Source organism: Stenotrophomonas sp. YJH_SMC_4 (assembly GCF_059371575.1).
Window position 1 is genome coordinate 1 of record NZ_JCAFUR010000021.1, and the last position, 26837, is coordinate 26837.

General features: G+C 67.4%; 21 protein-coding genes. 11 read left to right on the top strand and 10 right to left on the bottom strand.

The annotated features are described in order from the left end of the window. Positions 1–279: 279 nt before the first annotated feature. The 5 genes from mdtD to AC5P9F_RS18230 form a co-directional block, all read right to left on the bottom strand. Entirely contained in the window at positions 280–1689 is a 1410-nt protein-coding gene (mdtD, locus tag AC5P9F_RS18210) for a multidrug transporter subunit MdtD (protein WP_010482759.1), read from the bottom strand. A 92-nt stretch (positions 1690–1781) separates the two neighbouring features. Then, the gene (gene hemE / locus AC5P9F_RS18215; protein ID WP_076739158.1) at positions 1782–2864 is read right to left on the bottom strand and encodes a uroporphyrinogen decarboxylase; all 1083 of its coding nucleotides are present in this window, start codon (positions 2862–2864) and stop codon (positions 1782–1784) included. Between the two features lie 26 nt (positions 2865–2890). Next, on the bottom strand, positions 2891–3130 hold the full coding sequence (locus AC5P9F_RS18220; protein ID WP_005410666.1) for a WGR domain-containing protein: 240 nt from the start codon (positions 3128–3130) through the stop codon (positions 2891–2893). Positions 3131–3231: 101 nt separating this feature from the next. Next, positions 3232–4344 carry a 3-dehydroquinate synthase gene (gene aroB / locus AC5P9F_RS18225; protein WP_062607948.1) on the bottom strand — a complete coding sequence of 371 codons (1113 nt, stop codon included), beginning with the start codon at positions 4342–4344 and terminating at the stop codon, positions 3232–3234. After that, the gene (locus AC5P9F_RS18230) at positions 4341–4883 is read right to left on the bottom strand and encodes a shikimate kinase (protein WP_062607945.1); all 543 of its coding nucleotides are present in this window, start codon (positions 4881–4883) and stop codon (positions 4341–4343) included. The genes aroB and AC5P9F_RS18230 overlap by 4 nt, the downstream gene beginning before the upstream one ends. A gap of 98 nt (positions 4884–4981) precedes the next feature. On the opposite strand from AC5P9F_RS18230, the gene AC5P9F_RS18235 reads away from it, so the two are divergent. Next, complete coding sequence (locus tag AC5P9F_RS18235) at positions 4982–5185, top strand: dodecin family protein (RefSeq protein WP_005410663.1); 204 nt, start codon at positions 4982–4984, stop codon at positions 5183–5185. 6 nt (positions 5186–5191) lie between these two features. Here AC5P9F_RS18235 and AC5P9F_RS18240 read toward each other — a convergent pair whose 3' ends face one another. Beyond that, positions 5192–6019, bottom strand: coding sequence for a hypothetical protein (locus tag AC5P9F_RS18240; RefSeq protein WP_060380704.1), 828 nt, complete (start codon positions 6017–6019; stop codon positions 5192–5194). A gap of 40 nt (positions 6020–6059) precedes the next feature. On the opposite strand from AC5P9F_RS18240, the gene pdxH reads away from it, so the two are divergent. Together pdxH and AC5P9F_RS18250 are read left to right on the top strand one after the other, a co-directional pair. After that, a complete protein-coding gene (gene pdxH, locus AC5P9F_RS18245; protein WP_076739160.1) occupies positions 6060–6659 on the top strand; it encodes a pyridoxamine 5'-phosphate oxidase in 600 nt (199 codons plus the stop codon). Between the two features lie 9 nt (positions 6660–6668). After that, positions 6669–7028, top strand: a complete 360-nt coding sequence (locus tag AC5P9F_RS18250) for a YqfO family protein (protein ID WP_060380702.1) — start codon at positions 6669–6671, stop codon at positions 7026–7028. A gap of 55 nt (positions 7029–7083) precedes the next feature. Here AC5P9F_RS18250 and prpR read toward each other — a convergent pair whose 3' ends face one another. Further along, on the bottom strand, positions 7084–8667 hold the full coding sequence (prpR, locus tag AC5P9F_RS18255; RefSeq protein ID WP_076739161.1) for a propionate catabolism operon regulatory protein PrpR: 1584 nt from the start codon (positions 8665–8667) through the stop codon (positions 7084–7086). A gap of 154 nt (positions 8668–8821) precedes the next feature. On the opposite strand from prpR, the gene prpB reads away from it, so the two are divergent. From prpB to pbpC, 7 genes are all read left to right on the top strand, one after another. Beyond that, a complete protein-coding gene (gene prpB, locus AC5P9F_RS18260) occupies positions 8822–9715 on the top strand; it encodes a methylisocitrate lyase (protein WP_010482769.1) in 894 nt (297 codons plus the stop codon). Positions 9716–9751: 36 nt separating this feature from the next. After that, positions 9752–10909 (top strand): bifunctional 2-methylcitrate synthase/citrate synthase, encoded by a 1158-nt coding sequence (gene prpC, locus AC5P9F_RS18265; protein ID WP_005410655.1) that lies wholly within the window; start codon positions 9752–9754, stop codon positions 10907–10909. Positions 10910–11006: 97 nt separating this feature from the next. Continuing rightward, positions 11007–13625 carry a Fe/S-dependent 2-methylisocitrate dehydratase AcnD gene (gene acnD / locus AC5P9F_RS18270; RefSeq protein ID WP_133050352.1) on the top strand — a complete coding sequence of 873 codons (2619 nt, stop codon included), beginning with the start codon at positions 11007–11009 and terminating at the stop codon, positions 13623–13625. 51 nt (positions 13626–13676) lie between these two features. After that, positions 13677–14855, top strand: a complete 1179-nt coding sequence (gene prpF / locus AC5P9F_RS18275; RefSeq protein ID WP_133050353.1) for a 2-methylaconitate cis-trans isomerase PrpF — start codon at positions 13677–13679, stop codon at positions 14853–14855. A 150-nt stretch (positions 14856–15005) separates the two neighbouring features. Further along, positions 15006–16466, top strand: a complete 1461-nt coding sequence (locus AC5P9F_RS18280) for a bifunctional 2-methylcitrate dehydratase/aconitate hydratase (protein WP_111193904.1) — start codon at positions 15006–15008, stop codon at positions 16464–16466. Positions 16467–16629: 163 nt separating this feature from the next. Beyond that, a complete protein-coding gene (locus tag AC5P9F_RS18285) occupies positions 16630–21537 on the top strand; it encodes an alpha-2-macroglobulin family protein (protein WP_495232015.1) in 4908 nt (1635 codons plus the stop codon). 64 nt (positions 21538–21601) lie between these two features. Then, entirely contained in the window at positions 21602–23983 is a 2382-nt protein-coding gene (gene pbpC, locus AC5P9F_RS18290) for a penicillin-binding protein 1C (protein WP_111687563.1), read from the top strand. Between the two features lie 72 nt (positions 23984–24055). Here pbpC and AC5P9F_RS18295 read toward each other — a convergent pair whose 3' ends face one another. Then, a complete protein-coding gene (locus tag AC5P9F_RS18295) occupies positions 24056–24631 on the bottom strand; it encodes a ferritin-like domain-containing protein (RefSeq protein ID WP_049431659.1) in 576 nt (191 codons plus the stop codon). A 29-nt stretch (positions 24632–24660) separates the two neighbouring features. Then, the gene (locus AC5P9F_RS18300) at positions 24661–25143 is read right to left on the bottom strand and encodes a peroxiredoxin (protein WP_005410646.1); all 483 of its coding nucleotides are present in this window, start codon (positions 25141–25143) and stop codon (positions 24661–24663) included. Between the two features lie 260 nt (positions 25144–25403). Here AC5P9F_RS18300 and AC5P9F_RS18305 point away from each other — a divergent pair, with 260 nt between their 5' ends. After that, complete coding sequence (locus AC5P9F_RS18305; RefSeq protein WP_005410645.1) at positions 25404–26297, top strand: DnaJ C-terminal domain-containing protein; 894 nt, start codon at positions 25404–25406, stop codon at positions 26295–26297. 88 nt (positions 26298–26385) lie between these two features. On the opposite strand, the gene pilH is transcribed toward AC5P9F_RS18305, so the two are convergent. Next, positions 26386–26757 (bottom strand): twitching motility response regulator PilH, encoded by a 372-nt coding sequence (gene pilH, locus AC5P9F_RS18310; protein ID WP_005410644.1) that lies wholly within the window; start codon positions 26755–26757, stop codon positions 26386–26388. Between the last annotated feature and the right edge of the window lie 80 nt (positions 26758–26837).

The following is a 26837-nucleotide window of genomic DNA, read 5'->3' on the forward strand; positions in this document are numbered from 1 at the left end:
GCTCCAGCAACTGTTCGGGCGGATCAAGGGAGATTCCGGCGTGGGCGCCAAGCTACATGGCGATCGTCGAGATCCAGGCTCGTACGGCGGCCCACGCCGGCTCTCGACACCTACGCTGACAGATTTTCATCAGATAAGGCTTGGCAGCCGCATCCATGCGGCTGACACCCCGCACTCCGGCACCGCCCCACCACCCACGAAATGCCTGCTTTTGCCGTTGCTGTTGCCTTGGCTTGAAGCCTCTGCAGGTGCAGGGCCGCAGGCCCTGCCGAACCACCCTCACTCCGCAACGTGCTCGACCTGCCGTGGCTCCGGCTTGGTATCGGGCAGCTGCCAGAAGATCATCGTAGAGGTCAGGGTGATCGCGCCCACGCACAGGAACGTGGCATGCAGCGCGGCGGTGGCGCTGTTGCTGTCCAGGTGGTTGCCGAACGCGGCCAGCAGGCTGCCGGCCGCAGCAGCACCAAAGCCGGCGGCGAGCATCATCACCATCGACAGCAGGCTGTTGCCGGAACTGGCGAACTCACGGTCCAGATCGCGCAGGGTCACGGTGTTCATCACGGTGAACTGCAGCGAATTGACCGCGCCGAAGAACGCAAGCTGCAATAGGCGCCAGGCCAGGTGCTGGCCGGGTGTCATCAGGATGAAGCTGGCCATCGCCAGGCCCACCAGCACGGTGTTGACCATCAGCACGCGGCGGTAGCCGTAGCGCTCCACCAGCTTCACCGCCAGTTTCTTTGAGACCATGCCGGCGGCTGCCACCGGCACCATCATCAGGCCGGCGTTCATCGGGCCCAGGCCCAGGCCGACCTGCAGCAGCAACGGGATCAGCATCGGCATGGCGCTGCTGCCGATGCGCGAGAAAAGATTGCCGAGAATGCCGATGCGGTAGCTGGGTACGCGGAACAGCGCCAGCGAGAACAACGGCGCCGTCGAATTGGCGGCGTGCAGCCAGTAACCCACCAGCGCCGCCAGCCCTGCAACGGTCATCAGCATCACCAGCGCGTGTGGCGTGCCCAGTCCGGAGATGCCGTCCAGCGCCAGTGACAGCACCACCATCGCGAAGGCCAGCATGATGTAGCCACGCAGGTCGAAACGGGTGCGATGGCTGGCGTAGTGGTCGGGCATGATCTTCATCGCGGCGATGAATCCGATCACGCCGATCGGCAGGTTGATCAGGAACACCCAGTGCCACGAGGCGATCTCCACCAGCCAGCCGCCCAGCGTGGGGCCGATCAGCGGGCCGACCAGGGCCGGGATGGCAATGAAGCTCATCGCGCGCAGGAAATCCTCGCGCGGCACTGATCGCATCACTGCCAGCCGGCCGACCGGCAGCAGCATGGCACCGCCGATGCCCTGCAGCACGCGCGCACCGACCAGCTGGTGCAGGTGCTGGGCCAGCGCGCAGGCCAGCGAGCCGAGGGTGAACAGAATGATCGCCACCAGGAAGGTGCGACGGGTGCCGTAGCGGTCAGCGATCCAGCCCGAGGCGGGAATGAAGGTGGCCACCGCCAGCGCGTAGCTGAACACCACCGACTGCATCTGCAGCGGGCTTTCGCCCAGGCTGGCCGCCATCGCCGGCAATGCCGTGTTGACGATGGTCGAGTCCAGCATCTGCATGAAGATCGCCAAGGACACCAGCCACAGCAGGGGGCGCTGGCGGTTGTAGGTCGATGGCGATGTGGACATGGGGTGCGGCCGGTGCAGCGTGGGGGATGCCATGATCGCGCACTGTGGGTCACGGCGCGATCAACATCGCGCCGCAACCGTATGCCGAATGCTCAGCGCTGGCTGTGCGCGTGCACCGCGTCGACCAGCACCTGCACGTGGGCCGGGTCCATGTCCGGCGACATGCCGTGGCCGAGGTTGAACACGTGGCCCTCGCGCGAACCGGCATTGCCGGCGGCGTAGGTGTCGAGCACCCGCGCTGCGGCTGCGGCGATCGCATCCGGCGAGGCGTACAGCGTGGTCGGGTCGAGGTTGCCCTGCAGCGCGACGCGGCCACCGGTGCGGCGCATCGCCTCGTCCAGGTCCAGCGTCCAGTCCAGGCCCAGTGCATCGGCGCCGGTCTGCGACAGCGCTTCCAGGTGCAGGCCGGTACCCTTGCCGAACAGGATCAGCGGCGTGCGCTCGCTGCCTTCGCCGCGCTCCAGGCCCTCGGCGATGCGCTGCAGGTAGCGCAGCGAGAACTCGCGGTACATGGCCGGCGACAGCACGCCGCCCCAGGTGTCGAACACCTGCAGCGCCTGCGCACCGGCCGCGCGCTGCGCGCCCAGGTACGCAATCACCGCGTCGGTGGTGACCTCCAGCAGGCGGTGCAGGGCCTGCGGATGGTTCAGCGCCATTGCCTTGATGCGCGCGAAATCCTTGCTGCCGCCGCCTTCCACCATGTAGCAGGCCAGTGTCCAGGGGCTGCCGGAGAAACCGATCAACGGTACCTGGCCGTCCAGCTCCCGACGGATCAGGCGTACCGCGTCCATCACATAGCCCAGGTCCTGTTCCATGTCCGGTACCGCCAGCCGGGCGATGGCCGCTTCGTCACGCACCGGATGACGGAACTTCGGGCCTTCGCCTTCAACAAAGTAGAGCTCCAGGCCCATCGCATCGGGAATGGTGAGGATGTCCGAGAACAGGATGGCTGCGTCCAGCGGGAATCGGCGCAGCGGCTGCAGCGTGACTTCGCAGGCGATCTCCGGGTTCTTGGCCATGGCCAGGAAGCTGCCGGCCTTGGCCCGGGTTGCGCGGTACTCCGGCAGGTAGCGGCCGGCCTGGCGCATCAGCCAGACGGGGGTGCAGTCCACCGGTTCGCGGCGCAGGGCGCGCAGCAGGCGATCGTTGCGGAGAGGGCTGGTCACGATGGGCATTCCTTGGACGAAAGTTGGCAGCGGCGTCAGTCGCCGTGCGAGAGGATCTGGAAGCCGCGATGCAGTTCGGCATCGCGGGCCTTCTCGAAGGCATGACGGGCTTCGTCAGCCTGCAGGAACAGCTCGCGCCGCAGCTGCGAGCGGTTGCCGACGCGGCCGCTCTCGCGCAGCAGCTCCCAGCCGCCGAACAGGTCCGGCTGCAGGCTCAGGCGCAGGAAGCGCGGTGCCTGCGCACCGGCGTCGGGATGTTGCAGGTAGACGTGCATGGGCCGATTGTAGCGGGGCCAGGGTGACCCCGGCCGCAACGCGGTCGTGCCGGCCGCTGGCCGGCTTCCTCGTTGCTGACGTTGCCGGCCAGCGGCCGGCACTACCGGGCCGACAGCACCTTCAGCACCGCCGCCTCATCCACGTCCGGCACCACTTCGGCGCGGCCCATGCCGCGCCACAGCACCAAGCGCAGGCGGCCGGCCACATTCTTCTTGTCCAGCCGCATGCGGCCGAGCAGGGCCTGCGGGTCCAGCCCGGCCGGGATCGACACCGGCAGGCCGAGCCGTTCCAGCAGCGCCTGCAGGCGTGCGCGATCGGCATCGTCGGCCAGGCCCAGGTGAGTGGACAGCTTCGCGGCCAGTACCATGCCCACCGCGACCGCTTCGCCGTGGTTCAGTGCATCGCGGCCCGGGGCCGAGTAGCCCTGCTCGGTCTCGATGGCATGGCCGAAGGTATGGCCGAGGTTGAGCAGGGCGCGCTCGCCCTTCTCGAACGGATCACGCTCGACGATGGCAGCCTTGTGCCGGCAGCTGCGCGCGATGGCTTCGGCCAGTACCGCATCCTCGCCGGCCAGCAGCGCATCGGCATGCTGCTGCAGCCATTCGAAGAACACGGCATCACCCAGCGCGCCGTACTTCACCACTTCGGCCAGGCCGGCACGCAGCTCGCGCGGCGGCAGGGTGGCCAGCACACGGGTATCGGCGATCACCGCGCGCGGCGGATGGAACGCGCCGACCAGGTTCTTGCCGGCCGGGATGTCGACCGCCGTCTTGCCGCCCACCGACGAATCGACCATCGCCAACAGGGTGGTCGGCAGCTGCACGCAGTCCACGCCGCGCATCCAGCAGGCCGCGGCGAAGCCGGCGAGATCACCGACCACGCCGCCGCCGAGGGCGAACACGCAGGCGTCGCGGGTGGCGCCGAGCGCGGCCAGGGCTTCGATGGCACGGCCGAATTCGGCCAGCGTCTTGGAGGCCTCGCCCGCGGCCAGCACATGCTCGCCGACGATCAGGTCGGGGCGTGCGGTCAGAAGGGTCTGCTTCACGGCATCCAGATAGCGCGGGGCCACTTCGCTGTCGCTGAGCAAAAGCACGTGGCGGCCACGCACATGCGAGGCCAGCGCGGTGCCGTCTGCCTGCGCACCGGCGCCGATGGTGATGGGGTAAGGGCGGTCGCCGCCGACGGCGACCTGCAGCAAGGCGGGGGAAGTCATAGGGTCAGGTCCTGGCGCTGCCATTGCGTGGCCAGCTTGACCACCAGGTGGGCGGTCGCGTCGGCAGCGGTGTACGGGTCGGTATCAAGGGTGATGTCGGCCAGTTCGCGGTACAGCGGGTCGCGGTGCGCGGCCAGATCGTGCAGCACCTGCTCACGGTCCGGGCGCTGCAGCAGCGGCCTGCCTTTGTCGCGGGCCAGGCGCTCCAGCTGCGCGGTCACGCTGACCCGCAGGTAGACCACGAAGCCGCGCTGGGCGATCAACGCGCGGTTGCCAGGATCCAGCACCGCGCCGCCACCGGTGGAGACCAGCTGGCCGCGACCCTCCAGCACGCGGGCAAGCGCCTCGCGTTCATGGCTGCGGAAGCCGGCTTCGCCGGAGTGCTCGAAAATGGTCGGGATGCTGGCGCCGGCGGCATCGACGATGGCCTGGTCGACATCGACGAAGTCCAGCGTGAAGCGCTCGGCCAGGCGGCGGCCGATGCAGGTTTTGCCGGCGCCCATCGGGCCGATCAGGATCAGGTTCGGAGCAGGATTCATGCCCTGTGATGCTAACACCTCCGTGCCCTGGCCTTTACGTCCTTCACGTCAGGGTAGGCGTTCCTGCGGGGTTTCCCGCGCCAACCGGAGTACAGGCCATGACGGTCGCGAAGGTCATCGAAATCACCGCCTCCTCGCCGAAGAGCGTGGAGGACGCCGTGCGCAGCGGTCTGAAGAAGGTCTCCGAGACGGTCAAGGGCATCCAGGGCGCCTGGGTGAACGAGACCAAGGTGGTGACCAATGGCAGCGGCGAAATCACCGAATGGCGGGTCAACCTGCGGGTGACCTTCTTGGTGGAATAGGCGCGCTCAGCGCACGTCCTGCACCTGTCGCTGGCCGTCCAGCACCACCACGTGGTCGGCCAGGGCGGGCAGGGCATGCAGCGCCTGGCGGCTGACCCGCTCGTAGTACTGCACGAAGCGCTCCAGCTGTGGCCGGCTCATGCCGTGCCGGCCCGGCTGCGCGGCCTGCAGGTTCTGCTCCTGCTGCCAGCGCCAGCGCGGTACCACCGAGAAATCCGGCGGCTGCAGGAACCACAGGCGGTCGCAGCGCTGCCACAGCGCCGGGTAGTCGCGGGCCAGCGCCTGGTTGCACCAGCGCCGCCAGCGACCATCGGCGTCGGCTTCGCGCTCCAGTGCGTTCAACGGGCTGTCCAGCGCGTCGTCATCCTGCGCGGGGGTGCCCAGGAACCAGCCTTCGAAGACCAGCAGGTCCAGCGGTTGCTGCAGGCGCGGCCAGTGCGCTTCGGGCAGGCGTTCATCGGCCAGCTTGTCGAAGCGCGGCATCGCGAAGGGCTGGCGTGTGGCCACGGCGTCCAGCACTGCATGGGCCAACGGCAGGTCATGGGTGCCCGGCGGGCCTCGGGTGATCAGCAGCGGGTGCACCTGGCGGGCCAGCCGCTGCCGCTGTGCGCGGGTCAGGTAGACGTCATCGATGGACAGCGTGGCGGCGTTCAGGCCGCGCGACTGGGCGCGCGCCACCACCTGCGCGGCCAGCGTCGATTTGCCGCTCCCCTGCAGGCCGCTGATCGCCAATACTGGAACCGCTGCAGCGTTGCCCAGTGCATCGTCCAGCACCTGTTCGGCCAATGTTTCGGGGAATCCTTTCACCTGGGGCATATACGCAGCAGCGGCCATGCAGCCACAATAGCCCAATCCGTGTGAGAAGAACGCAATCATGAGCGACCTGTACGCCGAAGCCCTGTCCACGTTTGCCGGCCTGTTCGAAGAGGCCAAGCAGAGCCGCGAGGTCGAGCCGAACGCGATGACCGTGGCCACCGCCGATACGGACGGGCGTCCCTCGGCACGTACCGTGCTGCTGAAGGCGTTCGATGAGCGTGGTTTCGTGTTCTACACCCACCTGGACAGCCATAAGGGCCGGGAGCTGCAGGCCAATCCGCAGGCCGCGCTGTTGTTCCTGTGGCGCAGCCTGCGCGAGGCCGGTATCCAGGTGCGCATTGAAGGCCGTGTCGAGCAGGTCGCCGATGCCGAAGCCGATGCCTATTTCGCCAGCCGCCCGCGCATGAGCCAGATTGGCGCGTGGGCCTCGCAGCAGTCGAAGACGCTGGCGACGCGCGAGGAATTCGATGCACGCGTGGCCGAGATCGAAGCCCGCTTCGAAGGCAAGGACGTGCCGCGCCCGGAAGGCTGGAGCGGGCTGCGCGTGGTGCCGGACCGCATCGAGTTCTGGTACGGCGCGCAGTTCCGCCTGCACGAGCGCTGGTGCTATGAAGCCGGTGCAGAGGGGCGCTGGAGCAAGCGCCTGCTGTACCCGTAAGGCCGCCCGATGCAACGCCTGCCGCTGTACCGCGTGGTGGTGTTCGTGCCGACTGCGGCACTGGACGAGGTGAAGCAGGGCATCCTGGCAGTGGACGCGCTGGCGGCCGGCGACTACGAGCATGGCATGTGGTGGTCGGCGCCAGGATTCGAGCAGTTCCGGCCGCACGCGGGTGCGTCGCCCGTGCAGGGTGAGGCGGGCCACACCGAAGTGGTCGACAGCGTGCGCCTGGAATTCTGCCTGCCACGCGATCCGCAGCGGCTGCAGCGCATCTTTGAACAGGGCATCGCGCCGCATCACCCGTGGCAGGTGCCGGTGGTGCAGGTGGAGGAGATCGAGCTGCTGTTGGCGGACGGGCTGCCGTTGTAGAGTCGAGCCATGCTCGACTGATGTTTCCGCACAAGCAGTCGAGCAAGCTCGACTTCTACAGGCCTTCAGCGCGCAACCAGCGCCACAGGGTGGTGCGGGATACCCCCAGCGCCTGCGCCATGCCCTCGCGGTCATTGCGATGTTCCTGCAGCAGTGCTTCAAGCTGTGGACGCGGCGGCCGCTTGCCGTTGTTGTCCACCGGCAACGCCGCGACGCCCTCATTCACCAGCTCGGGTGCCAGCTGCAGCAGTCGCGTGGCATCAATCAGCCCTTCAGCCGGCTGCCAGTGGATGCGCAGGCGATCCACCAGATTGCGCAGTTCGCGCACGTTGCCTGGCCAACTTGCGGCGGTCAGCACCGCCCGTGCATCCTCACCCAGTGGCGCGTCGATGCCGCGCAGCTGGCGGAAGAAGTGCTGTGCCAGCAACGGGATGTCACCACGTCGCGCGCGCAGCGCGGGCAGGGTGATGCGCAGCGCCGCCAGCCGGTAGTAGAGATCGCGGCGGAAGCTGCCGGTCGCCGCGCGCTGCTCCAGCGATTGCAGGGTGGCGGCCACCACGCGCAGGTCGACCGGGGTCGGTTCGGTGGCGCCCACGCGCAGCACTTCGCGTTCTTCCAGCACGCGCAGCAGGCGGGTCTGCAGCGGCAGCGGCAACTCGCCGATTTCATCCAGGAACAGGGTGCCGCCGTCAGCGGCCTCAACCAGGCCGACGCGGCCGCCACGGCGTGCGCCGGTGAAGGCGCCATCGCTGTAGCCGAACAGCTCCGCTTCCAGCAGCGATTCGCTGATCGCGCCACAGTTCAGTGCCACGAAGCGGCCACGGCGTCCGCTGGCGGCGTGCAGCTGGCGCGCCACCAGTTCCTTGCCGGTGCCGGTTTCGCCGGTGACCAGTACGGTGCTGTCATGCGGGGCGTACAGCGCGATCTGTGCGCGCACCTGTGCCATGGCCTCGCTGTCGCCGAGCAGGTCGTGGGCATCGCTGCGCGGTGCGGCACGGCGGCGCGGCGCGGGCCGGCTGCCGCCGGAGCGGGCCAGGGTCTGGGTCAGTTCCAACGCGTGCTCGAACGCTTGCCGTACCGAATCTGCCGAGTACAGCAGCACGCCGGGCAGGCCGGCCTGTTCGGCGTGGTCGATGGCCATGCCGGTGCCGACGATCACCTCGATGCCGTTGGCGCGCAGGTCGGCGATGCAGTCGCGGGCGTCCTCGCGGGTGACGAAGCGGCGGTGTTCGATGTCCAGGCCGAAACTCTGCTGGAAGTTGCTGAACACCGGCACGTCGCTGGCGTGGGTGACCAGGCCGATACGGCCGGCGATCCGCCGTGCGCGCGCCAAGGCTTCCATCAGGTCGAAGCCGTTGGCCTGGATCGGCACCAGCGGCAGCTCCAGCCGGCTGCGCAGCCAGGCCGCGTTGGAGCCGCCAGCGATGACCACGTCGCAGTGCTCGCGGCGCAGGCGCTGGCCGATCACGTCCACCGCTTCCTCGAAGCCGAGGTTGATCTGCTCGATACGCGCGCGGCGATCGAACTCGGGAATGACGTCGCCGAGAAGACCGGTCAGCCGCGAGACGCTGACGGTCCAGATCACCGGCCGACTGGGGTCGGCATCGGCGTGGCGCAGGGGCGAGCGGGGCAGGTACATGGCGGCGCGCGTTGGATGGGGTGTTTCATGATACATCTGTTTCAATGTTTCATATGTTTCACCGTTGCGTGGGAATCATTCCCGTGAAATCAACGGCTTGCAGCTTGGCATGGTGCTTGCGCTCTCTTTTCCGTACTTCAACCTGGATTGCCGCATGACCGCTTCCACTCCTTTCTCCGCCGGTGCCCGCTTCCGTGAGGCGCTGGCTGCCGAATCGCCGCTGCAGGTGATCGGCGCGATCAACGCCAACCACGCCCTGCTGGCCAAGCGCGCCGGCTTCCGCGCCATTTACCTGTCCGGCGGCGGTGTTGCCGCGGGCTCGCTGGGCCTGCCGGACCTGGGCATCAACACCCTGGAAGACGTGCTGGTGGACGTGCGCCGCATCACCGATGTCTGCGACCTGCCGTTGATGGTCGACATCGACACCGGCTTCGGCCCGAGCGCGTTCAACATCGCGCGCACCGTGAAGTCGCTGATCAAGGCCGGCGCGGCCGCCTGCCACATCGAAGACCAGGTCGGCGCCAAGCGCTGCGGTCACCGCCCGGGCAAGGAAATCGTCTCGCAGGGTGAAATGGTCGACCGCGTGAAGGCGGCTGCCGATGCCAAGACCGATCCGGACTTCTTCCTGATCGCGCGTACCGACGCCATCCAGGTGGACGGCGTGGACAAGGCCATCGAGCGCGCCATCGCCTGTGTCGAGGCCGGTGCCGACGGCATCTTCGCCGAGGCGGCCTACGACCTGGACACCTATCGCCGCTTCGTCGACGCGGTGAAGGTGCCGGTGCTGGCGAACATCACCGAGTTCGGCGCCACCCCGCTGTTCAGCCGCGATGAACTGGCTTCTGCCGGCGTTGCGATCCAGCTGTTCCCGCTGTCGGCCTTCCGCGCCGCCAACAAGGCCGCCGAGAACGTCTACCAGGCGGTGCGCCGCGATGGCCACCAGCGCAATGTGGTGGAGACCATGCAGACCCGCGAAGAACTCTACGACCGCATCGGCTACCACGCCTTCGAGCAGCAGCTCGATGCACTGTTCGCCGCCAAGAAATAAGCAGTACCCTGCACCATCAAGTTTTCGGAGGGAAACATGAACGATACGACCGCAACCCCGACCTTCAAGCCGAAGAAGTCCGTCGCCCTGTCCGGCACCGCTGCCGGCAACACCGCGCTGTGCAGCGTGGGCCGTAGTGGCAACGACCTGCACTACCGTGGCTACGACATCCTGGACCTGGCCAACACCAGCGAGTTCGAGGAAATCGCCTACCTGCTGGTGCACGGCAAGCTGCCGACCCGAGCCGAGCTGGTTTCGTACAAGGCCAAACTGAAGTCGCTGCGTGGCATTCCTGCTGCGGTGAAGGCGGCGCTGGAAGAGCTTCCGCCGTCGGCACACCCGATGGACGTGATGCGTACCGGCGTGTCCGTGCTCGGCTGCGTGGCGCCGGAGAAGGACGACCACAACCATCCGGGCGCGCGTGACATCGCCGACAAGCTGATGGCCTGCCTCGGTTCGATGCTGCTGTACTGGTACCACTGGAGCCACAACGGCCGTGCCATCGACGTGGAAACCGACGATGACTCGATCGGCGGCCACTTCCTGCACCTGCTGCACGGCGAGAAGCCGCAGGAATCGTGGGTGAAGGCGATGCACACCTCGCTGATCCTGTACGCGGAGCACGAGTTCAACGCCTCGACATTCACCTGCCGCGTCATCGCCGGCACCGGCAGCGACATGTACAGCGCGATCTGCGGTGGCATCGGCGCGCTGCGCGGTCCGAAGCACGGCGGCGCCAACGAAGTGGCGTTCGAAGTGCAGAAGCGCTACGACAGTCCCGATGAGGCCGAGGAAGACATCAAGGCCCGCGTCGAGCGCAAGGAAGTGGTGATCGGTTTCGGCCACCCGGTCTACACCGTCTCTGATCCGCGCAACAAGGTGATCAAGGACGTGGCCCGCGAGCTGTCCGAAGAGCAGTCGAGCATGAAGATGTACAACATTGCCGAGCGCCTGGAATCGGTGATGTGGGACATCAAGAAGATGTTCCCGAACCTGGACTGGTTCAGCGCCGTCAGCTACCACATGATGGGCGTGCCGACCGCGATGTTCACTCCCCTGTTCGTGATCGCCCGCACCGCCGGCTGGAGCGCGCACATCGTCGAGCAGCGTATCGACGGCAAGATCATCCGCCCGAGCGCCAACTACATCGGTCCGGAAGACCGCGACTTCGTCGCCATCGACAAGCGCGTCTGATCCACCTGCCGTACCCATCCGGCCGGCCGCGTGCCGGCCGGGTGCTTTCGCCGCCGCACCGCCGGCACCCGGCCCGCCCCAAGTACTCCGCCAGCCCATGAATACCGATTACCGCAAGAACCTCCCCGGCAGCGCGCTGGATTATTTCGACGCGCGTGCCGCTGTCGATGCGATCCAGCCCGGCGCCTACGCCACCCTGCCGTACACCTCGCGCGTGCTGGCCGAGAACCTGGTGCGTCGCTGCGATCCGGCCACGCTCGGCGATTCGCTGAAGCAGCTGATCGAGCGCCGTCGCGACCTGGATTTCCCGTGGTTCCCGGCGCGCGTGGTCTGCCACGACATCCTCGGCCAGACCGCGCTGGTGGACCTGGCCGGCCTGCGTGATGCGATCGCCGACAAGGGTGGCGACCCGGCCAAGGTCAACCCGGTTGTGCCGGTGCAGCTGATCGTCGATCACTCGCTGGCGGTGGAGTGCGGTGGTTTCGATCCGCAGGCGTTCGAGAAGAACCGCGCGATCGAAGATCGTCGCAATGAAGACCGTTTCCACTTCATCGACTGGACCAAGCAGGCATTCCAGAACGTGGATGTGATTCCGCCGGGCAACGGCATCATGCACCAGATCAACCTGGAGAAGATGTCTCCGGTGATCTACGTGCAGGACGGCGTGGCCTTCCCGGACACCTGCGTGGGCACCGACAGCCACACCCCGCACGTGGATGCGCTGGGTGTGATCGCCATTGGTGTGGGTGGTCTGGAAGCGGAGAACGTGATGCTGGGCCGCGCGTCGTGGATGCGCCTGCCCGACACCGTCGGTGTCGAACTGACTGGCCGCCCGCAGCCGGGCATCACCGCCACCGACGTGGTGCTGGCGCTGACCGAGTTCCTGCGCAAGGAACGCGTGGTCGGCGCGTGGCTTGAATTCTTCGGCGAGGGTGCCGCGGCACTGACCATCGGTGACCGTGCCACCATCTCCAACATGTGCCCCGAATACGGGGCCACCGCCGCGATGTTCTACATCGACGCACAGACCACCGATTACCTGCGCCTGACCGGGCGCGAGGAGTCGCAGGTAGCGCTGGTGGAAAACTACGCACGCACCACCGGTCTGTGGGCCGACGATCTGGCGACCGCGCAGTACGAGCGCGTGCTGCACTTCGACCTGTCCAGCGTGGTGCGCAACATGGCTGGCCCGTCCAACCCGCACAAGCGCGTGGCCACTGCCGAGCTGGCCGAGCGCGGCATCGCCGACGAGGCCAAGCTGGAAGCGGGCAAGGCCGAGCAGGCGCAGGGCCTGATGCCCGATGGCGCGGTGATCATCGCGGCCATCACCAGCTGCACCAACACCTCCAATCCGCGCAACGTGATCGCCGCCGCACTGCTGGCGCGCAACGCCAACGCGCGCGGCCTGCAGCGCAAGCCGTGGGTGAAGTCGTCGCTGGCGCCGGGTTCCAAGGCCGTCCAGCTGTACCTGGAAGAATCCGGTCTGCTGCCCGACCTGGAACAGCTCGGCTTCGGCATCGTCGCCTTCGCCTGCACTACCTGCAATGGCATGAGTGGTGCGCTGGATCCGAAGATCCAGCAGGAAATCATCGACCGTGACCTGTATTCCACGGCTGTGCTGTCGGGTAACCGCAACTTCGATGGCCGCATCCATCCGTACGCCAAGCAGGCCTTCCTGGCCTCGCCGCCGCTGGTGATTGCCTATGCCATCGCCGGCACCGTCCGCTTCGATATCGAGAAGGACGTGCTGGGCGTGGATGCCGACGGCAACGAAGTGCGCCTGAAGGACATCTGGCCCAGCGATGCCGAGATCGACGCGGTGGTGAAGGCCTCGGTGAAGCCCGAGCAGTTCCGCAAGGTCTACAACCCGATGTTCAACGTGCGCGTGGAGCACGGCACCGCGGTCAGCCCGCTGTACGACTGGCGCCCGCAGAGCACCTACATCCGTCGTCCTCCGTACTGGGAGGGCGCACTGGCCGGCGAGCGCACGCTGGCAGGCATGCGCGCGCTGGCGGTGCTGCCGGACAACATCACCACCGACCACCTGTCGCCGTCCAACGCGATCCTGGCGTCCAGTGCCGCCGGCGAATACCTGGCGAAGATGGGCCTGCCGGAAGAGGACTTCAATTCCTACGCCACGCATCGCGGTGACCACCTGACCGCGCAGCGCGCCACCTTCGCCAATCCGAAGCTGTTCAACGAAATGGTGCGCAATGACGACGGCAGCGTGAAGCAGGGTTCGCTCGCGCGCGTAGAGCCGGAAGGCAAGGTGATGCGCATGTGGGAGGCGATCGAGACCTACATGCAGCGCAAGCAGCCGCTGATCATCATCGCCGGTGCCGACTACGGCCAGGGCAGCTCGCGTGACTGGGCCGCCAAGGGGGTGCGCCTGGCCGGCGTGGAGGCGATCGTGGCCGAGGGCTTCGAGCGCATCCACCGCACCAACCTGATCGGCATGGGCGTGCTGCCGCTGGAGTTCAAGCCGGGCACCACCCGGCTGACCCTGGGGATCGATGGCACCGAGACCTTTGACGTGATCGGCGAGCGTACCCCGCGTGCCGAGCTGACCCTGGTCATCCACCGCCGTGACGGCCAGGACGTGGTGGTGCCGGTCACCTGCCGCCTGGACAGCGACGAGGAAGTGGCGATCTACGAGGCCGGCGGCGTGCTGCAGCGCTTCGCCCAGGACTTCCTGGAAGGCGCCAAGGTGGCGTAAGACATCCGACGGCCCGGCAACGGGCCGTCTTTCTTTGCAAGGAACACATCCATGACCTTCCTCCCGCAACTCCGTATTCCCGCCACCTACATGCGCGGCGGCACCAGCAAGGGCGTGTTCTTCCGCCTGCAGGACCTGCCCGAAGCCGCTCAGGTGCCGGGCGCCGCGCGCGATGCGCTGCTGATGCGCGTGATCGGCTCGCCCGATCCGTATGGCAAGCAGACCGACGGCATGGGCGGTGCCACCTCCAGCACCAGCAAGTGCGTGATCATCTCCACCGCCTCGGTGCCGGACCACGATGTGGACTACCTGTACGGCCAGGTCTCGATCGACACCGCCTTCGTCGATTGGAGCGGCAACTGCGGCAACCTCAGCACCGCGGTGGGTCCGTTTGCGATCGCCCATGGGCTGATCGATCCGGCCCGGGTGCCGCGCGATGGCCTGTGCACCGTACGCATCTGGCAGGCCAACATCGGCAAGACCATCATCGCCCACGTGCCGATGCGCGATGGCGAAGTGCAGGAGACCGGCGATTTCGAGCTGGATGGCGTGACCTTCCCGGCGGCCGAGATCCAGCTGGAATTCATCGATCCGTCCGATGACGGTGATGCGGGCGCGATGTTCCCGACCTGCAATCTGGTCGATACATTGGACGTGCCCGGCGTGGGCAGCTTCGAGGTGACCATGATCACCGCCGGCATCCCGACCATCTTCCTCAACGCCGCCGACCTCGGCTACACCGGTATCGAGCTGCAACCGGCGATCAACGAGGACAAGGGAGCGCTGGAGCGCTTCGAGAAGATCCGCGCCTACGGCGCCTTGCGCATGGGTCTGATCAAGAACCTGGAGGACGCGGCGACGCGCCAGCACACGCCGAAGGTGGCGTTCGTTGCACCGGCTCAGGACTATGTGTCGTCCAGTGGCAAGGCCATCCCGGCCTCGGCGATCGACCTGCATGCGCGCGCGTTGTCGATGGGCAAGCTGCACCACGCGATGATGGGGACTGCCGCCGTGGCGATCGGTACCGCCGCGGCGATTCCGGGCACGCTGGTCAATCGCGCCGCCGGTGGCGGCGAACGCGAAGCGGTGACGTTCGGTCATCCCTCGGGCACGTTGCGCGTGGGTGCGCAGGCAGGTCTCGTTGACGGCCAGTGGACAGTGACCAAGGCCATCATGAGCCGCAGCGCCCGCGTATTGATGGAAGGCAAGGTGCGGGTACCGGCCGAGTAACCAGCCGAACGGCGCCGGCATCACATGCTCTGGTGGATGCCAACCGTGGTTGGCATTGCATTGGCACCGCCCGGGTACGGTCCAGCGCCAACCTAGGTTGGCGATTACCGGGAGGCGCGGCCTGACCTGCTTCTGAAGAGGAGATCGACGATGTCCGACAGCCACACCCCATCCAACGAGCGTGCAGCGTGGGATGCGCTGCTGGTGGACATCGTCGATTACGTGCGCGACGCACGCATCGACTCACCGCTGGCGTTCCAGACCGCGCACCACTGCCTGCTCGATGCGCTGGGCTGCGGCCTGGAAGCGCTGGCCTTCCCGGCCTGCAGCAAGCTGCTCGGTCCACTGGTGCCGGGCATCAGCGTGGTCAACGGCGCGCGCGTGCCGGGCACGCACTACGTGCTGGACCCGGTGCAGGCCGCCTTCAATCTCGGCGCAATGGTGCGCTGGCTGGATTTCAACGACACCTGGCTGGCTGCCGAGTGGGGCCATCCCTCAGACAATCTGGGCGGCATTCTTGCCGTCTGCGATTGGTTGGGGCGCAACACGCAGGCCCTGCGTCGTCCGCCGCCGACCGTGCACGACGTTCTGTTGGCGATGATCAAGGCGCACGAGATCCAGGGCGTGCTGGCGCTGCAGAACTCCTTCAACCGGGTGGGGCTCGACCACGTGGTGCTGGTCAAGGTGGCGACCACGGCCGTGGTCGCCCAACTGCTCGGGCTGGACCGCGAGCGCATGCTCAATGCGCTGTCACTGGCCTGGGTCGATGGCCAAGCGCTGCGCACCTACCGGCACGCTCCCAACACCGGCTCGCGCAAGAGCTGGGCGGCCGGCGATGCGACCAGCCGTGGCGTGCGCCTGGCCTTGATGGCGGCCAGTGGTGAGATGGGCTATCCCAGCGTGCTCAGCGCGCCAACCTGGGGCTTCGAGGCCGTGTCCATGCGCGGTCAGGCACTGACGCTGGGGCGACCGCTGGGCAGCTATGTGATGGAGAACGTGCTGTTCAAGATCAGCTACCCGGCCGAGTTCCACGGCCAGACCGCAGTGGAGGCCGCGGTCATGCTGCACCAGCAGTTGCGTGCGATGGGGCGGCGGGTCGAGGACATCGCGCACATCGCGATCCGGACCCAGGAAGCCTGCATCCGCATCATCGACAAGCAGGGCCCACTGCATAACCCGGCCGACCGCGACCACTGCGTGCAGTACATGGTCGCCATCGCGCTGCTGCACGGGCGGTTGACGGCCGAGGATTACGAGGACGACGTTGCCGCCGACCCGCGCATCGACGCACTGCGCGCGAAGATGGCCTGCCATGAAGACCCGCAGCTCAGCGCCGATTACCTGGACCCGGACAAGCGCAGCATCGCCAACGGCCTGAGCGTGCGCTTCACCGATGGCACCGAGCTGCCCGAGGTACTGGTGGAGTACCCGCTGGGCCACGCGCGCCGTCGCGAGGAAGGCATTCCGCTGTTGATGGACAAGTTCCGCCGGCACCTGGCCCATCGCTTCCCGACCGCCCAGCAGCAGCGCATCCTGGCGGCATCGCTGGACCTGGTGGCGCTGGCGGCGATGCCGGTGACCGACTACGTGGACCTGTACCTGCCGGGCTAGGGCGATCGGTAGAGCCGGCCGCTGGCCGGCAATTCCATCCAACCTGCCATGCCGGTTGCCGGCCAGCGGCCGGCACTACCCGCACTTGGGGCAATTGCCGAAATCGCGTCAACACCTTGACGCGGCCTGCCTATAATGGCCGCCTCGATCAAGGAGTGACGACATGAGCGGTCCGGCACGGCGGAAGCGGTGGGGATGGGCGGCGGTGGTACTGGCAGGAGGCCTGTTGCTGGGCCTGGCCGGCTGCCGCAATGACAGCGGGCAGCTGCCCAAGGCCAGCGGTGAAGCCATCACCACCAAGGCCGAGCAGGTGAAGGAATTCACCCTGCTGCGTGCCTACCCGGACCAGAAGAATGACGGCCTGTCGCTGGCGCTGGAGTTCTCGCGCCCGCTGGTCGGTACCCAGGATTTCGACAAGCTGGTGCGCTTCGAAGAGAAGGTCGGCACCGACGACAGCAGCTGGACGCTGTCCGATGACGGCCTGACCCTGCGCTACCCGTTCGTCGAGGCCGGCAAGGAGTTCAGCCTGGTGGTCTCGTCGGACCTGCTGGCCGCCGATGGCAGCCGGCTGGGCAAGGAGCTGAAGCAGAAGGTGTTCAGCGGCGAGCTGAAGCCGGTGGTCGGTTTCGCTTCGCAGGGCAGCGTGCTGCCGGCCAAGGACAGCCGCGGCCTGCCGGTGGTCTCGGTGAACGTGCCGGAGGTCGATGTCGAGTTCCTGCGCGTGCGCGAGAAGGACCTGCCGACCTTCTTCAGCCAGTATCAGCGCGGCGGCCGCCGTGGCAGCTGGGAGCTGAGCAGCGACTACGAGCGCAGCCCGATCAACAAGCTGGCAGAGCCGGTCTACGTCAACCGCTTCATCCTGGGGGGCAAGAAGAACGAGCGGGTGCTGACCTACCTGCCGACCCAGGACATCAAGGAACTGCAGGAGCCGGGCCTGTACTTCGCCCTGCTCAAGCGCACCGGTGACTACGAAGGCGAGTTCGATACCGCGTTCTTCTCGGTCAGCGACATCGGCCTGCATACCCGCGCCTACAAGGACAAGCTGTTCGTCCATACCGCCGGCCTCAAGGACGGCGCGCCGCTGAAGGGCATCGACCTGCGCGTGCTCGATGCCAAGGGCGAGGTGGTGCTGAAGGGCAGCACCGACGGCAATGGCAATGCGCTGCTGAACTACACCCTGGATGCCACCCACGTGCTGGTCGCCAGCACCGGCAAGGACACCAGCTTCCTGCCGTTCAACCAGCCGGCGCTGGATCTGAGCGAATTCGCCGTGGCCGGCCGTGACAATGCCTGGTTCGACGTCTACGCCTGGTCCGGTCGTGACCTGTACCGCCCGGGCGAGACCGTGCGCCTGTCCGCCCTGCTGCGCGACAACGACGGCAAGCCGGTCAAGGCGCAGCCGGTATTCCTGCGCCTGAAGCAGCCCGACGGCAAGACTTTCCGCGAGACCCGCCTGCAGCCGGGTGACCAGGGCTACATCAACTTCGAGCAGGTCATTCCCGCCGAGGCGCCGACCGGGCGCTGGCAGGTCGAGTTCCGCACCGACCCGGCCAGCAAGGAAGCGATCCAGGGCATGACCCTGCGCATCGAGGAGTTCCTGCCCGAGCGCATGAAGCTGGACCTGGACAGCGCGCAGAAGACGCTGAAGCCGGGTGAGGACCTGCGCCTGCAGGCCAATGGTGCCTATCTGTACGGGGCGCCGGCCGATGGCAACCGCTTCACCGCGCGCATGGCGGTGGCCGCCGAGCAGAAGCCGGTGGAAGGCCTGCCGGGCTATTTCTTCGGTGACCCGACCCAGCAGCTGCCGCGCGAGGCCAAGGACGTGATCGATACCACGCTGCCGGGCAACGGCCAGCTGCGTGAGGACGTCGCGTTGCCGGAAGAGGCAGCCAAGGCCAAGGCGCCGATTGCCGTAGTGCTGTCCGGCAGCCTGTATGAAACCGGTGGCCGCACGGTCACCCGTACCCTGAAGCGGGTGATGTGGCCGGCCAACGCCCTGGTTGGTGTACGCCCGCTGTTCAACCCGGAGGACGGTGCCGATTCCAACGGCAACGCGCGCTTCGAATTGATGCGCGTGGATGCTGCTGGTACGCCGCAGCCGGCCAAGGGCCTGAAGATCACCCTGGTGCGCGAGCTGCGCGACTACCACTGGACCTTCAACGACAATCGCTGGGACTACGATTTCACCCGCCGTTTCGAGAATAAGGAAACCCGCACCGTCGATGCCGGCAGCAGTGCGGTCGCCTTCGATTTCCCGGTGGAGTGGGGCGAGTACCGGGTGGACGTGTTCGACCCGTCCACCGGCCTGACCAGCCGTTACCCGTTCCGCGCCGGCTGGAGCTGGGGTGATGACAACCGCGGCCTGGACGCGCGCCCTGACAAGATCAAGCTGGGCCTGGACAAGAGCGGCTACAAGGCAGGCGACACGCTAGAGGTGACGGTGACCCCGCCGCACGCCGGCAAGGGCATCCTGATGGTCGAGACCGACCGCATGCTGTACGTGCAGGACATCGACGCCAAGCCGGGTTCGACCTTCAAGATTCCGGTCACCGCTGACTGGGAGCGCCACGACGTCTACATCACCGCGCTGGTGTTCCGCGGCGGCAGTGCGCCGAGCAAGATCACCCCGGCCCGTGCGGTGGGCGTGGTGCACGTACCGATGGACCGCAAGGGGCGCACCGTGGCCGTCGGCCTGGCAGCGCCCAAGCAGATGCGACCGGAACAGGACCTGCCGGTGACGGTCAGCGCACCGCAGCTGGCCGGCAAAATGGCGCACGTCACGGTCTCGGCGGTGGACGTGGGCATCCTCAACATCACCCGCTTCCCGGTGCCCGACGCCGGTGCGCACTTTTTCGCCCAGCGTCGTCTCGGCATTGATGCCTACGACATCTACAGCCGGGTGATCGAGAGCTTTGACGGCGGTGCCGGCAAGCTGAAGTTCGGTGGCGACATGGCGCTGCAGGCGTTGCCGCAGGCCAAGCGCCCGACCGCGCGCGTGCAGACCGTGGACCTGTTCTCTGGCCCGGTGCAGCTCGATGCCAAGGGCATCGCCCGCATCCGCCTGAAGGTGCCGGACTTCAACGGCACCCTGCGGGTGTCGGCACTGGTCTACAGCGATGACCAGTACGGCAAGCGCGACGTGGAAACCGTGGTGCGTGCGCCGATCCTCGCCGAAGCCAGCATGCCGCGCGTGCTCGCTCCGGGCGACCGCAGCACCGTGACCCTGGATGTGCAGAACTTCACCGGCAAGCCGGGCCAGTTCAACGTGAAGGTGGAAAGCGAGGGCCCGCTGAACCTGGGCGAGGGCAGCCGCAGCGTGCAGTTGAATGCCGACGCCAAGACCACGTTGAGCTTCCCGCTTTCGGCACGCGAGGGCCACAGCGTGGCCAAGGTGCGGGTGCGGGTGGACGGCAACGGCTTCAAGGCCGATCGCCGTTACGACCTGCCGGTGCGTGCGGCGTGGCCGCAGGTGCTGCGTTCGCAGGTGCGCACGCTTGATCCGTTGGCCGCGGTCAGCCTCGATAACAGCCTGACCGATGGCCTGATGGCCGAGTCGGTGAATGCCCGCCTGCTGGTCAGCCCGCTGCCGCCGATCCCGTTCGCCAGTGCGCTGCAGGGTGCATTGAACTACCCGTATGGCTGTGCCGAGCAGACCACCAGCAAGGGCTACGCCGCGCTGATCCTGGACCAGGCAACATCGTCGATGCTCGGTGCCGACGGGCTGGATGCCAAGACCCGCCGCGAGCGCATGGAAGGTGCGTTTGGCCGCCTGGCGTCGATGCAGGTGGCCAATGGCAACTTCTCGATGTGGGGTGACGACGGCTACGTGAACCCGTGGCTGACCCCGTACATCACCGAGTTCCTGCTCGATGCCAAGGACGCCGGCTTCGCCGTGCCCGACAACGTGCTGCAGAAGGCACTCAACCGCCTCAGCGAGGATCTGTTGTCCGGTGGCAACCAGTTCTATGGCCAGGACGACCGCGAGAAGCTGAAGTTCGCCAACCAGGCGTACTCGGGCTACGTGCTGGCCAGGGTCAACCGTGCGCCGCTGGGTACCCTGCGCACGCTGTACGACAACGAGCGCAGCAAGGCGGTCGGCGGCCTGTCGCTGGTCCACCTGGGCGTGGCGCTGTCGTTGCAGGGCGATGCCAAGCGCGGCCAGGCCGCGCTGGCGGCGGCCTTCGCCAAGTCCAGCAGCGAACGCCCGTCGTACTTCGGCGACTACGGCAGTGCGATCCGTGATGACGCGCTGATGATCGCGCTGACCCACGAAAACAAGCTGGCCAAGCCGGCCTGGGATGCACGTGCGGTTGACCTCGGCCGTGGCCTGGATGCGCGCCGCAATGCCGGCTGGATGTGGCTGAGCACGCAGGAACAGGTAGCGATTGCCCGCCTTGGCAAGGCACTGGCCGCCAACCAGAAGGCGCTGGTGGCCGGTGAACTGGTGATCGGTGGCAACACCGAAGCCATCGGCGAACGCAAGCTGTTCGGCCGCAACTTCAGTGCAAATGAACTCGCCAGCGGCGTGCGCTTCACCCCGCAGGGCCAGCCGCCGATGTTCGCCAGCATCGACGTGGCCGGTATCCCGCGCAGCGCGCCGGCACCGGATAACAGCGTGCTGGGCGTCGAGCGCAGCTACTACGGCACTGATGGCAAGCCGTGGTCGCCGCGGCCGCTGAAGGAAGGCGAAGCCCTGATCGTGCGCGTCACCGTCACTGCCGACACCACGATGCCCGATGCACTGCTGACCGACCTGCTGCCGGCCGGCCTGGAGATCGAGAACTTCAACCTGGGCGATGCCAAGCAGTGGGCCGACGTGGTGGTCGATGGCATCACCATCAGCGACCGGGGTGAAGCGGCCGATACCAAGCACGAGGAATTCCGCGACGACCGCTACGTGGCCGCGCTGAAGCTCTCGCGTGGCAGCAAGGCCAACGTGTTCTACCTGGTGCGCGCGGTGACCCCGGGTACCTACTCGGTGCCGCCGCCGCTGGTGGAGGACATGTACCGGCCGCAGCTGCGCGGCGTCGGCCGCAGCAACCCGACCACGATCACGGTGGTACAGCCGTGACCGCGCGGACGGGCCGCGACGGTGCGGCCCGTCCAGCTGGCAAGCTCCAATGCGGCACGCTGCAATGACGAACACGATGACGACCCGGCTGGCGGCCCTGCGCCGCCGGCTGCGGCCGCTGTGGCCGTGGCTGCGCTGGGGTACGGCCGCCACGCTGGCACTGCTGCTGGTGCTGGATTTCGCCTTCCCGCCGCCGCTGCCGAAGCAACGCGATACCAGCACCCTGGTGGTGGCTGCCGATGGCACGCCGCTGCGTGCGTTCGCCGATGCCGAGGGCGTGTGGCGTTATCCGGCATCGACCGACAGCGTCTCGCCGCTGTACCTGCAGGCGCTGCTGACCTACGAAGACCGCTGGTTCTGGCGCCATCCGGGCATCAACCCGCTGGCGATCCTGCGTGCCAGTGGCCAGCTGCTGCGCGGTGGTCGCATCGTGTCCGGTGGCTCGACCCTGACCATGCAGGTCGCACGCATCCTCGATCCGCATACGCGCACGCCCTGGGGCAAGCTCAAGCAGATGCTGCGCGCGGTGCAGCTGGAAGTGCACCTGAGCAAGCAGCAGATCCTGGCCCTGTACCTGGAACGCGCACCCTACGGCGGCACCATCGAGGGCGTGGAAGCGGCCAGCTGGGCCTACCTGGGCAAGCCGGCGGCGCAGCTGTCGCATGCCGAGGCGGCGTTGCTGGCGGTGCTGCCACAGGCGCCGAGCCGGCTGCGCCCGGACCGCCATCCGGAAGCGGCGCAGAAGGCGCGCGACAAGGTGCTGTCACGCATGGCCGAGCTGGGCGCGTGGACAGCGGAAGAAGTGGAAGATGCGCGCATCGAGAACGTGGTCGCACGCTCGCTGCGGCCGCCGCTGCATGCCGCGTTGCTGGCACAGCGCCTGCACTCGGCGCATCCGGGCCAGGCACGCATCCAGAGCAGTATCGACATCGGCCTGCAGCGCACCCTGGAAGAGCGCGTGGCCAGCTACTTCTCCACGCTGCCCGAGCGCACCTCGGCGGCCCTGCTGGTGGTCGATAACCAGACCCTGCAGGCGCGTGCCTATGTCGGCACGCTGGCGTTCGGTGACCGCCAGCGGCTCGGCCACGTGGACATGGTGCAGGCCTGGCGTTCGCCGGGCTCCACGCTCAAGCCGTTCCTGTATGCAATGGCGCTGGACGATGGCCTGATCCATTCGGAAAGCCTGCTGGTCGATGCGCCGCAGAGTTTCGGCAGCTACCGCCCCGGCAACTTCGACATGGCCTTCAATGGACCGATCGGCGCCTCCAGCGCGCTGCGGCTGTCACTCAACGTGCCCTCGGTGGACCTGTTGCAGCGGGTCGGTCCGGCGCGCTTTGCTGCGCGCCTGTCGCACTCCGGCATCCAGCTGCGCTTCCCGCCGGGCAGCACGCCCAACCTGTCACTGATCCTGGGCGGCACCGGTGCGCGGCTGGAAGATCTGGTCGGTGCGTTCGCAGCGCTCAACCGCAACGGCATCGCCGGGCGCGTGCGCTACACCGATGAAGAACCGATGATCGAGCGGCGCCTGGCCTCGCCAGGCGCCAGCTGGATCGTGCGCGAGATGCTGGAATCGAATCCGCGGCCGGGGTATAGCGTCGGGACGTTCGATGTCGGTGGCCGCCCGCGCGTGGCGTGGAAGACCGGCACCAGTTACGGGTACCGCGATGCGTGGGCGATCGGCAGCACCCGCCACTACACCGTGGGCGTGTGGGTGGGTCGACCGGACGGCACACCGCTACCGGGCCAGTACGGCGCGGTGACCGCGTTGCCGCTGATGTTCGAGGTGGTGGACAGCCTGCCGCGCCAGCGCGGTGACTCGGCCGCTGCGCCGATGCCGGCCAGCGTCAGCCAGGAAGACATCTGCTGGCCGACCGGTGAGCGTGCCGAAGGCCTGCCTGCTGCGCTCTGCCAGCGGCTGATGCCAGCCTATCTGCTGGAAGGGGCAGCACCACCGACCTTCCCCGAACGCGAGGCACGGCGCTGGCAACCAGGTCGGCAGCGCTACCTTGCCGATGCGCGTACCGGTCTGCGCGTGTCAGCCGATTGCCGCTTGCCGCACGAAGAAGTCGCGCGCGAGATCGCGCGCTGGCCAGCGTTGCTGTCGCCGTGGCTGTCCAAGGCCACGCGCGAAGCCTCGCAGCTGCCGGCGCTGTCGCCGGACTGCCGTGATGATGGCCGCGAGGCCAGCGTTGCGCTGCACATCGATGGGCTCAACGATGGCGCCACGCTGGCGCGCGCGCCGAATTCGGAACATGGCGTACGTCTGCAGCTGCGCGCGCTGGGCAGCGAGCAGGCGGTGGACTGGTTGCTCGATGGACGCTGGATCGCACAGACGCACGGCGCGCAGCTGATGCAGCGCGAGTTCGTCGAGCCGGGCGCGCACACCTTGACCGCGCTGGCGGCAGATGGCGCGTGGACACAGGTAAGGTTCAACGTCCTGCGGTAGGTGCCAACCTTGGTTGGCACGCGACACATGCGCCCACCAGGGTGGGCATCTACCACGGCGTATGCGGGGCCGCTATTCCCCGATCCACCCATCCAGCAGGTCGGCGAACTCGTCGGCGTGCTCTTCTTCCTGCGCCAGGATCTCTTCAAGGATGCGCTTGGTGGTGGTATCGCGGTCGCCGATGAAGTTGATCATCTCGCGATAGCTGTCGATGGCGATGCGCTCGGCCACCAGGTTCTCGCGCACCATGTCGCGCAGGTCGCTGCCTTCCTTGTATTCGGCGTGCGAACGCGCGGTCAGCGTATCCGGGTTGAGATCCGGCTCGCCGCCCAGCTGGACGATGCGCTCGGCCAGCTTGCCGGCGTGCGCCTGTTCCTGCTGTGCATGTTCCAGGAACTCGGCCTTGACCGCGTCGGCCAGCATGCCCTTGGCCATGAAGTAGTGCCGGTAGTAGCGCAGAACGCAGACGTACTCGGTGGCCAGTGCGTCGTTGAGCAGCTTGATCACCACCTCGCGGTCAGCGCTGTAGCTGTCTGTGATCGCGCCGTCTTCGAGGTTGCGGCGGGCGCGCTCGCGCAGGGTTGCGCGAGCGCTGATGCCAGGAACGTTCGCGGCGGGCTTGCTGGCTTTGGCTGGCTTGCTGGACATGGCTGGCCGTTTCCTTCTGCGGTGGGGAATCAGGTGGGGAGATGCTCCAGCACGTACTCGGCCGAAGACACTTCGAACTGGCCGGGCTGTTCAACCCAGGCCTCTCGAACTACGCCGTCGTCGACGTACAGGGCAAAACGACGCGAGCGGATTCCCATGCCCGACGCGCTCGCATCAAGCTCCAGACCCAGGGCGCGGGTCAGCTCGGCATTGCCGTCGGACAGCATCAGAAGGCCGTCGGGCACGCTCTGGTCGGCGGCCCAGGCCTTCATCACGAACGGGTCGTTGACGGCCATGCAGTAGACGTCGATGCCGCGCTGGCGGAAGGCCTCGAACTTTTCGACGTAGCCGGGAAGGTGACGTGCCGAGCACGTCGGGGTGAACGCACCGGGCACGGCGAACAGCACCACCTTGCGCGCATCGAACAACGAATGCGTATCAAGCGTTTCAATGCCCTCGCGGATGCGCTTGAGGGTCACTTCCGGAATGCGGTCGCCGACATGGATGGTCATGGGAACTCCTTGCTGGGGCAGGCTAGTGGGCCGGATGGGACAGGGGCGTCAAGACATTGGAAACCCGGTGTGCAGGCCCCATCTTCCGGCTTTGTGGCAGGGGCTTCCAGCCACAGCGTGGCGCACGGGGATGGCAGCCGCATTGCGCAGGATCAGTCGGCCTCACCGGGGCCGCACGAGGGGCGGCGTAGCCTCGCAGGCGCGTAGAATGAACCCGGGGCGGCGCCACCGGCGCGGCCGAAGCGAATCGAGGTAGCTGGATGGAATTCAAGGATTACTACGCCACCCTGGGGGTGGAACCGAGCGCGGGCGAGGCGGAGATCAAGACCGCCTACCGCCGGCTGGCACGCAAGTACCACCCGGACGTCAGCAAGGAGGCTGGGGCCGAAGACAAGTTCAAGGCGGTCAACGAGGCCTACGAGGCGCTGCGTGATCCGGAAAAGCGCGCGGCCTACGACCAGCTGCGCGCGCAGGGCTATCGCCCGGGCGAGGAGTTCAATGTGCCGCCGAACTACGGCGGCGCCGGTGGTTTCAATTTCGAGGAAGTGTTCGGTGGCGGCGGCCCCAACGGCGGCTTCAGCGACTTCTTCGAAAGCCTGTTCGCGCGCCAGCGCGGTGGAGCGGGCGCGGGGGCCGGTCCGGGCTTCAGCAGCCAGGGCCATGCGCCCAACCGCGATACCCGCGCCAAGCTGTCGGTGCCACTGGAAGCGGCCTACAGCGGCGACAGCCTGCGCATCACCGTCAACGGCAAGCAGCTGGACGTGCGCGTGCCCAAGGGCATCCGCCCGGGCCAGGTGATCCGCCTGGCAGGGCAGGGCAACCATGGCGGCAACCTGCTGCTGGAAGTGGAATACGCCGCCCACCCGCAGTTCGAGGTCGATGGCCGCAACATCCTCTATACGCTGCCGCTCACGCCGTGGCAGGCCGCGCTGGGCACCAGCATCAGCGTGCCGACCCTGGGCGGCGCGGTGGAACTGAAGATTCCGGCCGATTCCGATGCCGGCCGCAAGCTGCGCCTGCGCGGGCGTGGCCTGCCGGGCAACCCGGATGGCGACCAGATCGTCGAGATCGAGATCGTGGCCCCGGCTGCGACCGATGAGGCGCAGAAGAAGGCGTACCGCAATCTGGCCAAGGCGTTCGGCGAGACCATTTGAAGGTACTGCCGGCCGCTGGCCGGCAACTTCATTGCCCTGGACGGTGATGCGTGGTTGCCGGCCAGCGGCCGGCACTACCGCGCGCGTCTCAGCCCTGGCCCGCGAACACGCGCTCCAGCACCTCGGACAGCTCGTCCTCCGAGAACGGCTTGGTGATGTAGGCCTTGGCGCCCTGGCGCATGCCCCACATGCGGTCGGTGTCCTGGTCCTTGGTGGTCACCAGGATCACCGGAATATGCCGGGTCGCCTCGTCGCGGGCGAGGGTACGGGTGGCCTGGAAGCCGTTGAGGTTGGGCATCACCACGTCCATCAGGACCAGGTCGGGCAGCTCGGCCTTGGCGGTTTCGACCCCGGCGGCGCCATCGGTGGCGGTCAGGATCTGGTGCCCGAGCTTCTCGACGATGCGCTGTATCCCCAACAGCTGCGACGGTGAGTCGTCGACGATCAGAATGCGTGCCATGTTGTTCCCCATGTAATGCCCGCAGTGTAGTGCGGGCCCATTACCGGCGGGAGGGCCGCGTCTGCCGTCCGTCGCCTGCC

What these genes read in the sequence shown, in the direction of transcription:
- mdtD (WP_010482759.1), bottom strand. Translation starts at nt 1,689, where the DNA reads ATGTCCACATCGCCATCGACCTACAACCGCCAGCGCCCCCTGCTGTGG.
- hemE (WP_076739158.1), bottom strand. Translation starts at nt 2,864, where the DNA reads ATGCCCATCGTGACCAGCCCTCTCCGCAACGATCGCCTGCTGCGCGCC.
- AC5P9F_RS18220 (WP_005410666.1), bottom strand. Translation starts at nt 3,130, where the DNA reads ATGCACGTCTACCTGCAACATCCCGACGCCGGTGCGCAGGCACCGCGC.
- aroB (WP_062607948.1), bottom strand. Translation starts at nt 4,344, where the DNA reads ATGACTTCCCCCGCCTTGCTGCAGGTCGCCGTCGGCGGCGACCGCCCT.
- AC5P9F_RS18230 (WP_062607945.1), bottom strand. Translation starts at nt 4,883, where the DNA reads ATGAATCCTGCTCCGAACCTGATCCTGATCGGCCCGATGGGCGCCGGC.
- AC5P9F_RS18235 (WP_005410663.1), top strand. Translation starts at nt 4,982, where the DNA reads ATGACGGTCGCGAAGGTCATCGAAATCACCGCCTCCTCGCCGAAGAGC.
- AC5P9F_RS18240 (WP_060380704.1), bottom strand. Translation starts at nt 6,019, where the DNA reads ATGGCCGCTGCTGCGTATATGCCCCAGGTGAAAGGATTCCCCGAAACA.
- pdxH (WP_076739160.1), top strand. Translation starts at nt 6,060, where the DNA reads ATGAGCGACCTGTACGCCGAAGCCCTGTCCACGTTTGCCGGCCTGTTC.
- AC5P9F_RS18250 (WP_060380702.1), top strand. Translation starts at nt 6,669, where the DNA reads ATGCAACGCCTGCCGCTGTACCGCGTGGTGGTGTTCGTGCCGACTGCG.
- prpR (WP_076739161.1), bottom strand. Translation starts at nt 8,667, where the DNA reads ATGTACCTGCCCCGCTCGCCCCTGCGCCACGCCGATGCCGACCCCAGT.
- prpB (WP_010482769.1), top strand. Translation starts at nt 8,822, where the DNA reads ATGACCGCTTCCACTCCTTTCTCCGCCGGTGCCCGCTTCCGTGAGGCG.
- prpC (WP_005410655.1), top strand. Translation starts at nt 9,752, where the DNA reads ATGAACGATACGACCGCAACCCCGACCTTCAAGCCGAAGAAGTCCGTC.
- acnD (WP_133050352.1), top strand. Translation starts at nt 11,007, where the DNA reads ATGAATACCGATTACCGCAAGAACCTCCCCGGCAGCGCGCTGGATTAT.
- prpF (WP_133050353.1), top strand. Translation starts at nt 13,677, where the DNA reads ATGACCTTCCTCCCGCAACTCCGTATTCCCGCCACCTACATGCGCGGC.
- AC5P9F_RS18280 (WP_111193904.1), top strand. Translation starts at nt 15,006, where the DNA reads ATGTCCGACAGCCACACCCCATCCAACGAGCGTGCAGCGTGGGATGCG.
- AC5P9F_RS18285 (WP_495232015.1), top strand. Translation starts at nt 16,630, where the DNA reads ATGAGCGGTCCGGCACGGCGGAAGCGGTGGGGATGGGCGGCGGTGGTA.
- pbpC (WP_111687563.1), top strand. Translation starts at nt 21,602, where the DNA reads ATGACGAACACGATGACGACCCGGCTGGCGGCCCTGCGCCGCCGGCTG.
- AC5P9F_RS18295 (WP_049431659.1), bottom strand. Translation starts at nt 24,631, where the DNA reads ATGTCCAGCAAGCCAGCCAAAGCCAGCAAGCCCGCCGCGAACGTTCCT.
- AC5P9F_RS18300 (WP_005410646.1), bottom strand. Translation starts at nt 25,143, where the DNA reads ATGACCATCCATGTCGGCGACCGCATTCCGGAAGTGACCCTCAAGCGC.
- AC5P9F_RS18305 (WP_005410645.1), top strand. Translation starts at nt 25,404, where the DNA reads ATGGAATTCAAGGATTACTACGCCACCCTGGGGGTGGAACCGAGCGCG.
- pilH (WP_005410644.1), bottom strand. Translation starts at nt 26,757, where the DNA reads ATGGCACGCATTCTGATCGTCGACGACTCACCGTCGCAGCTGTTGGGG.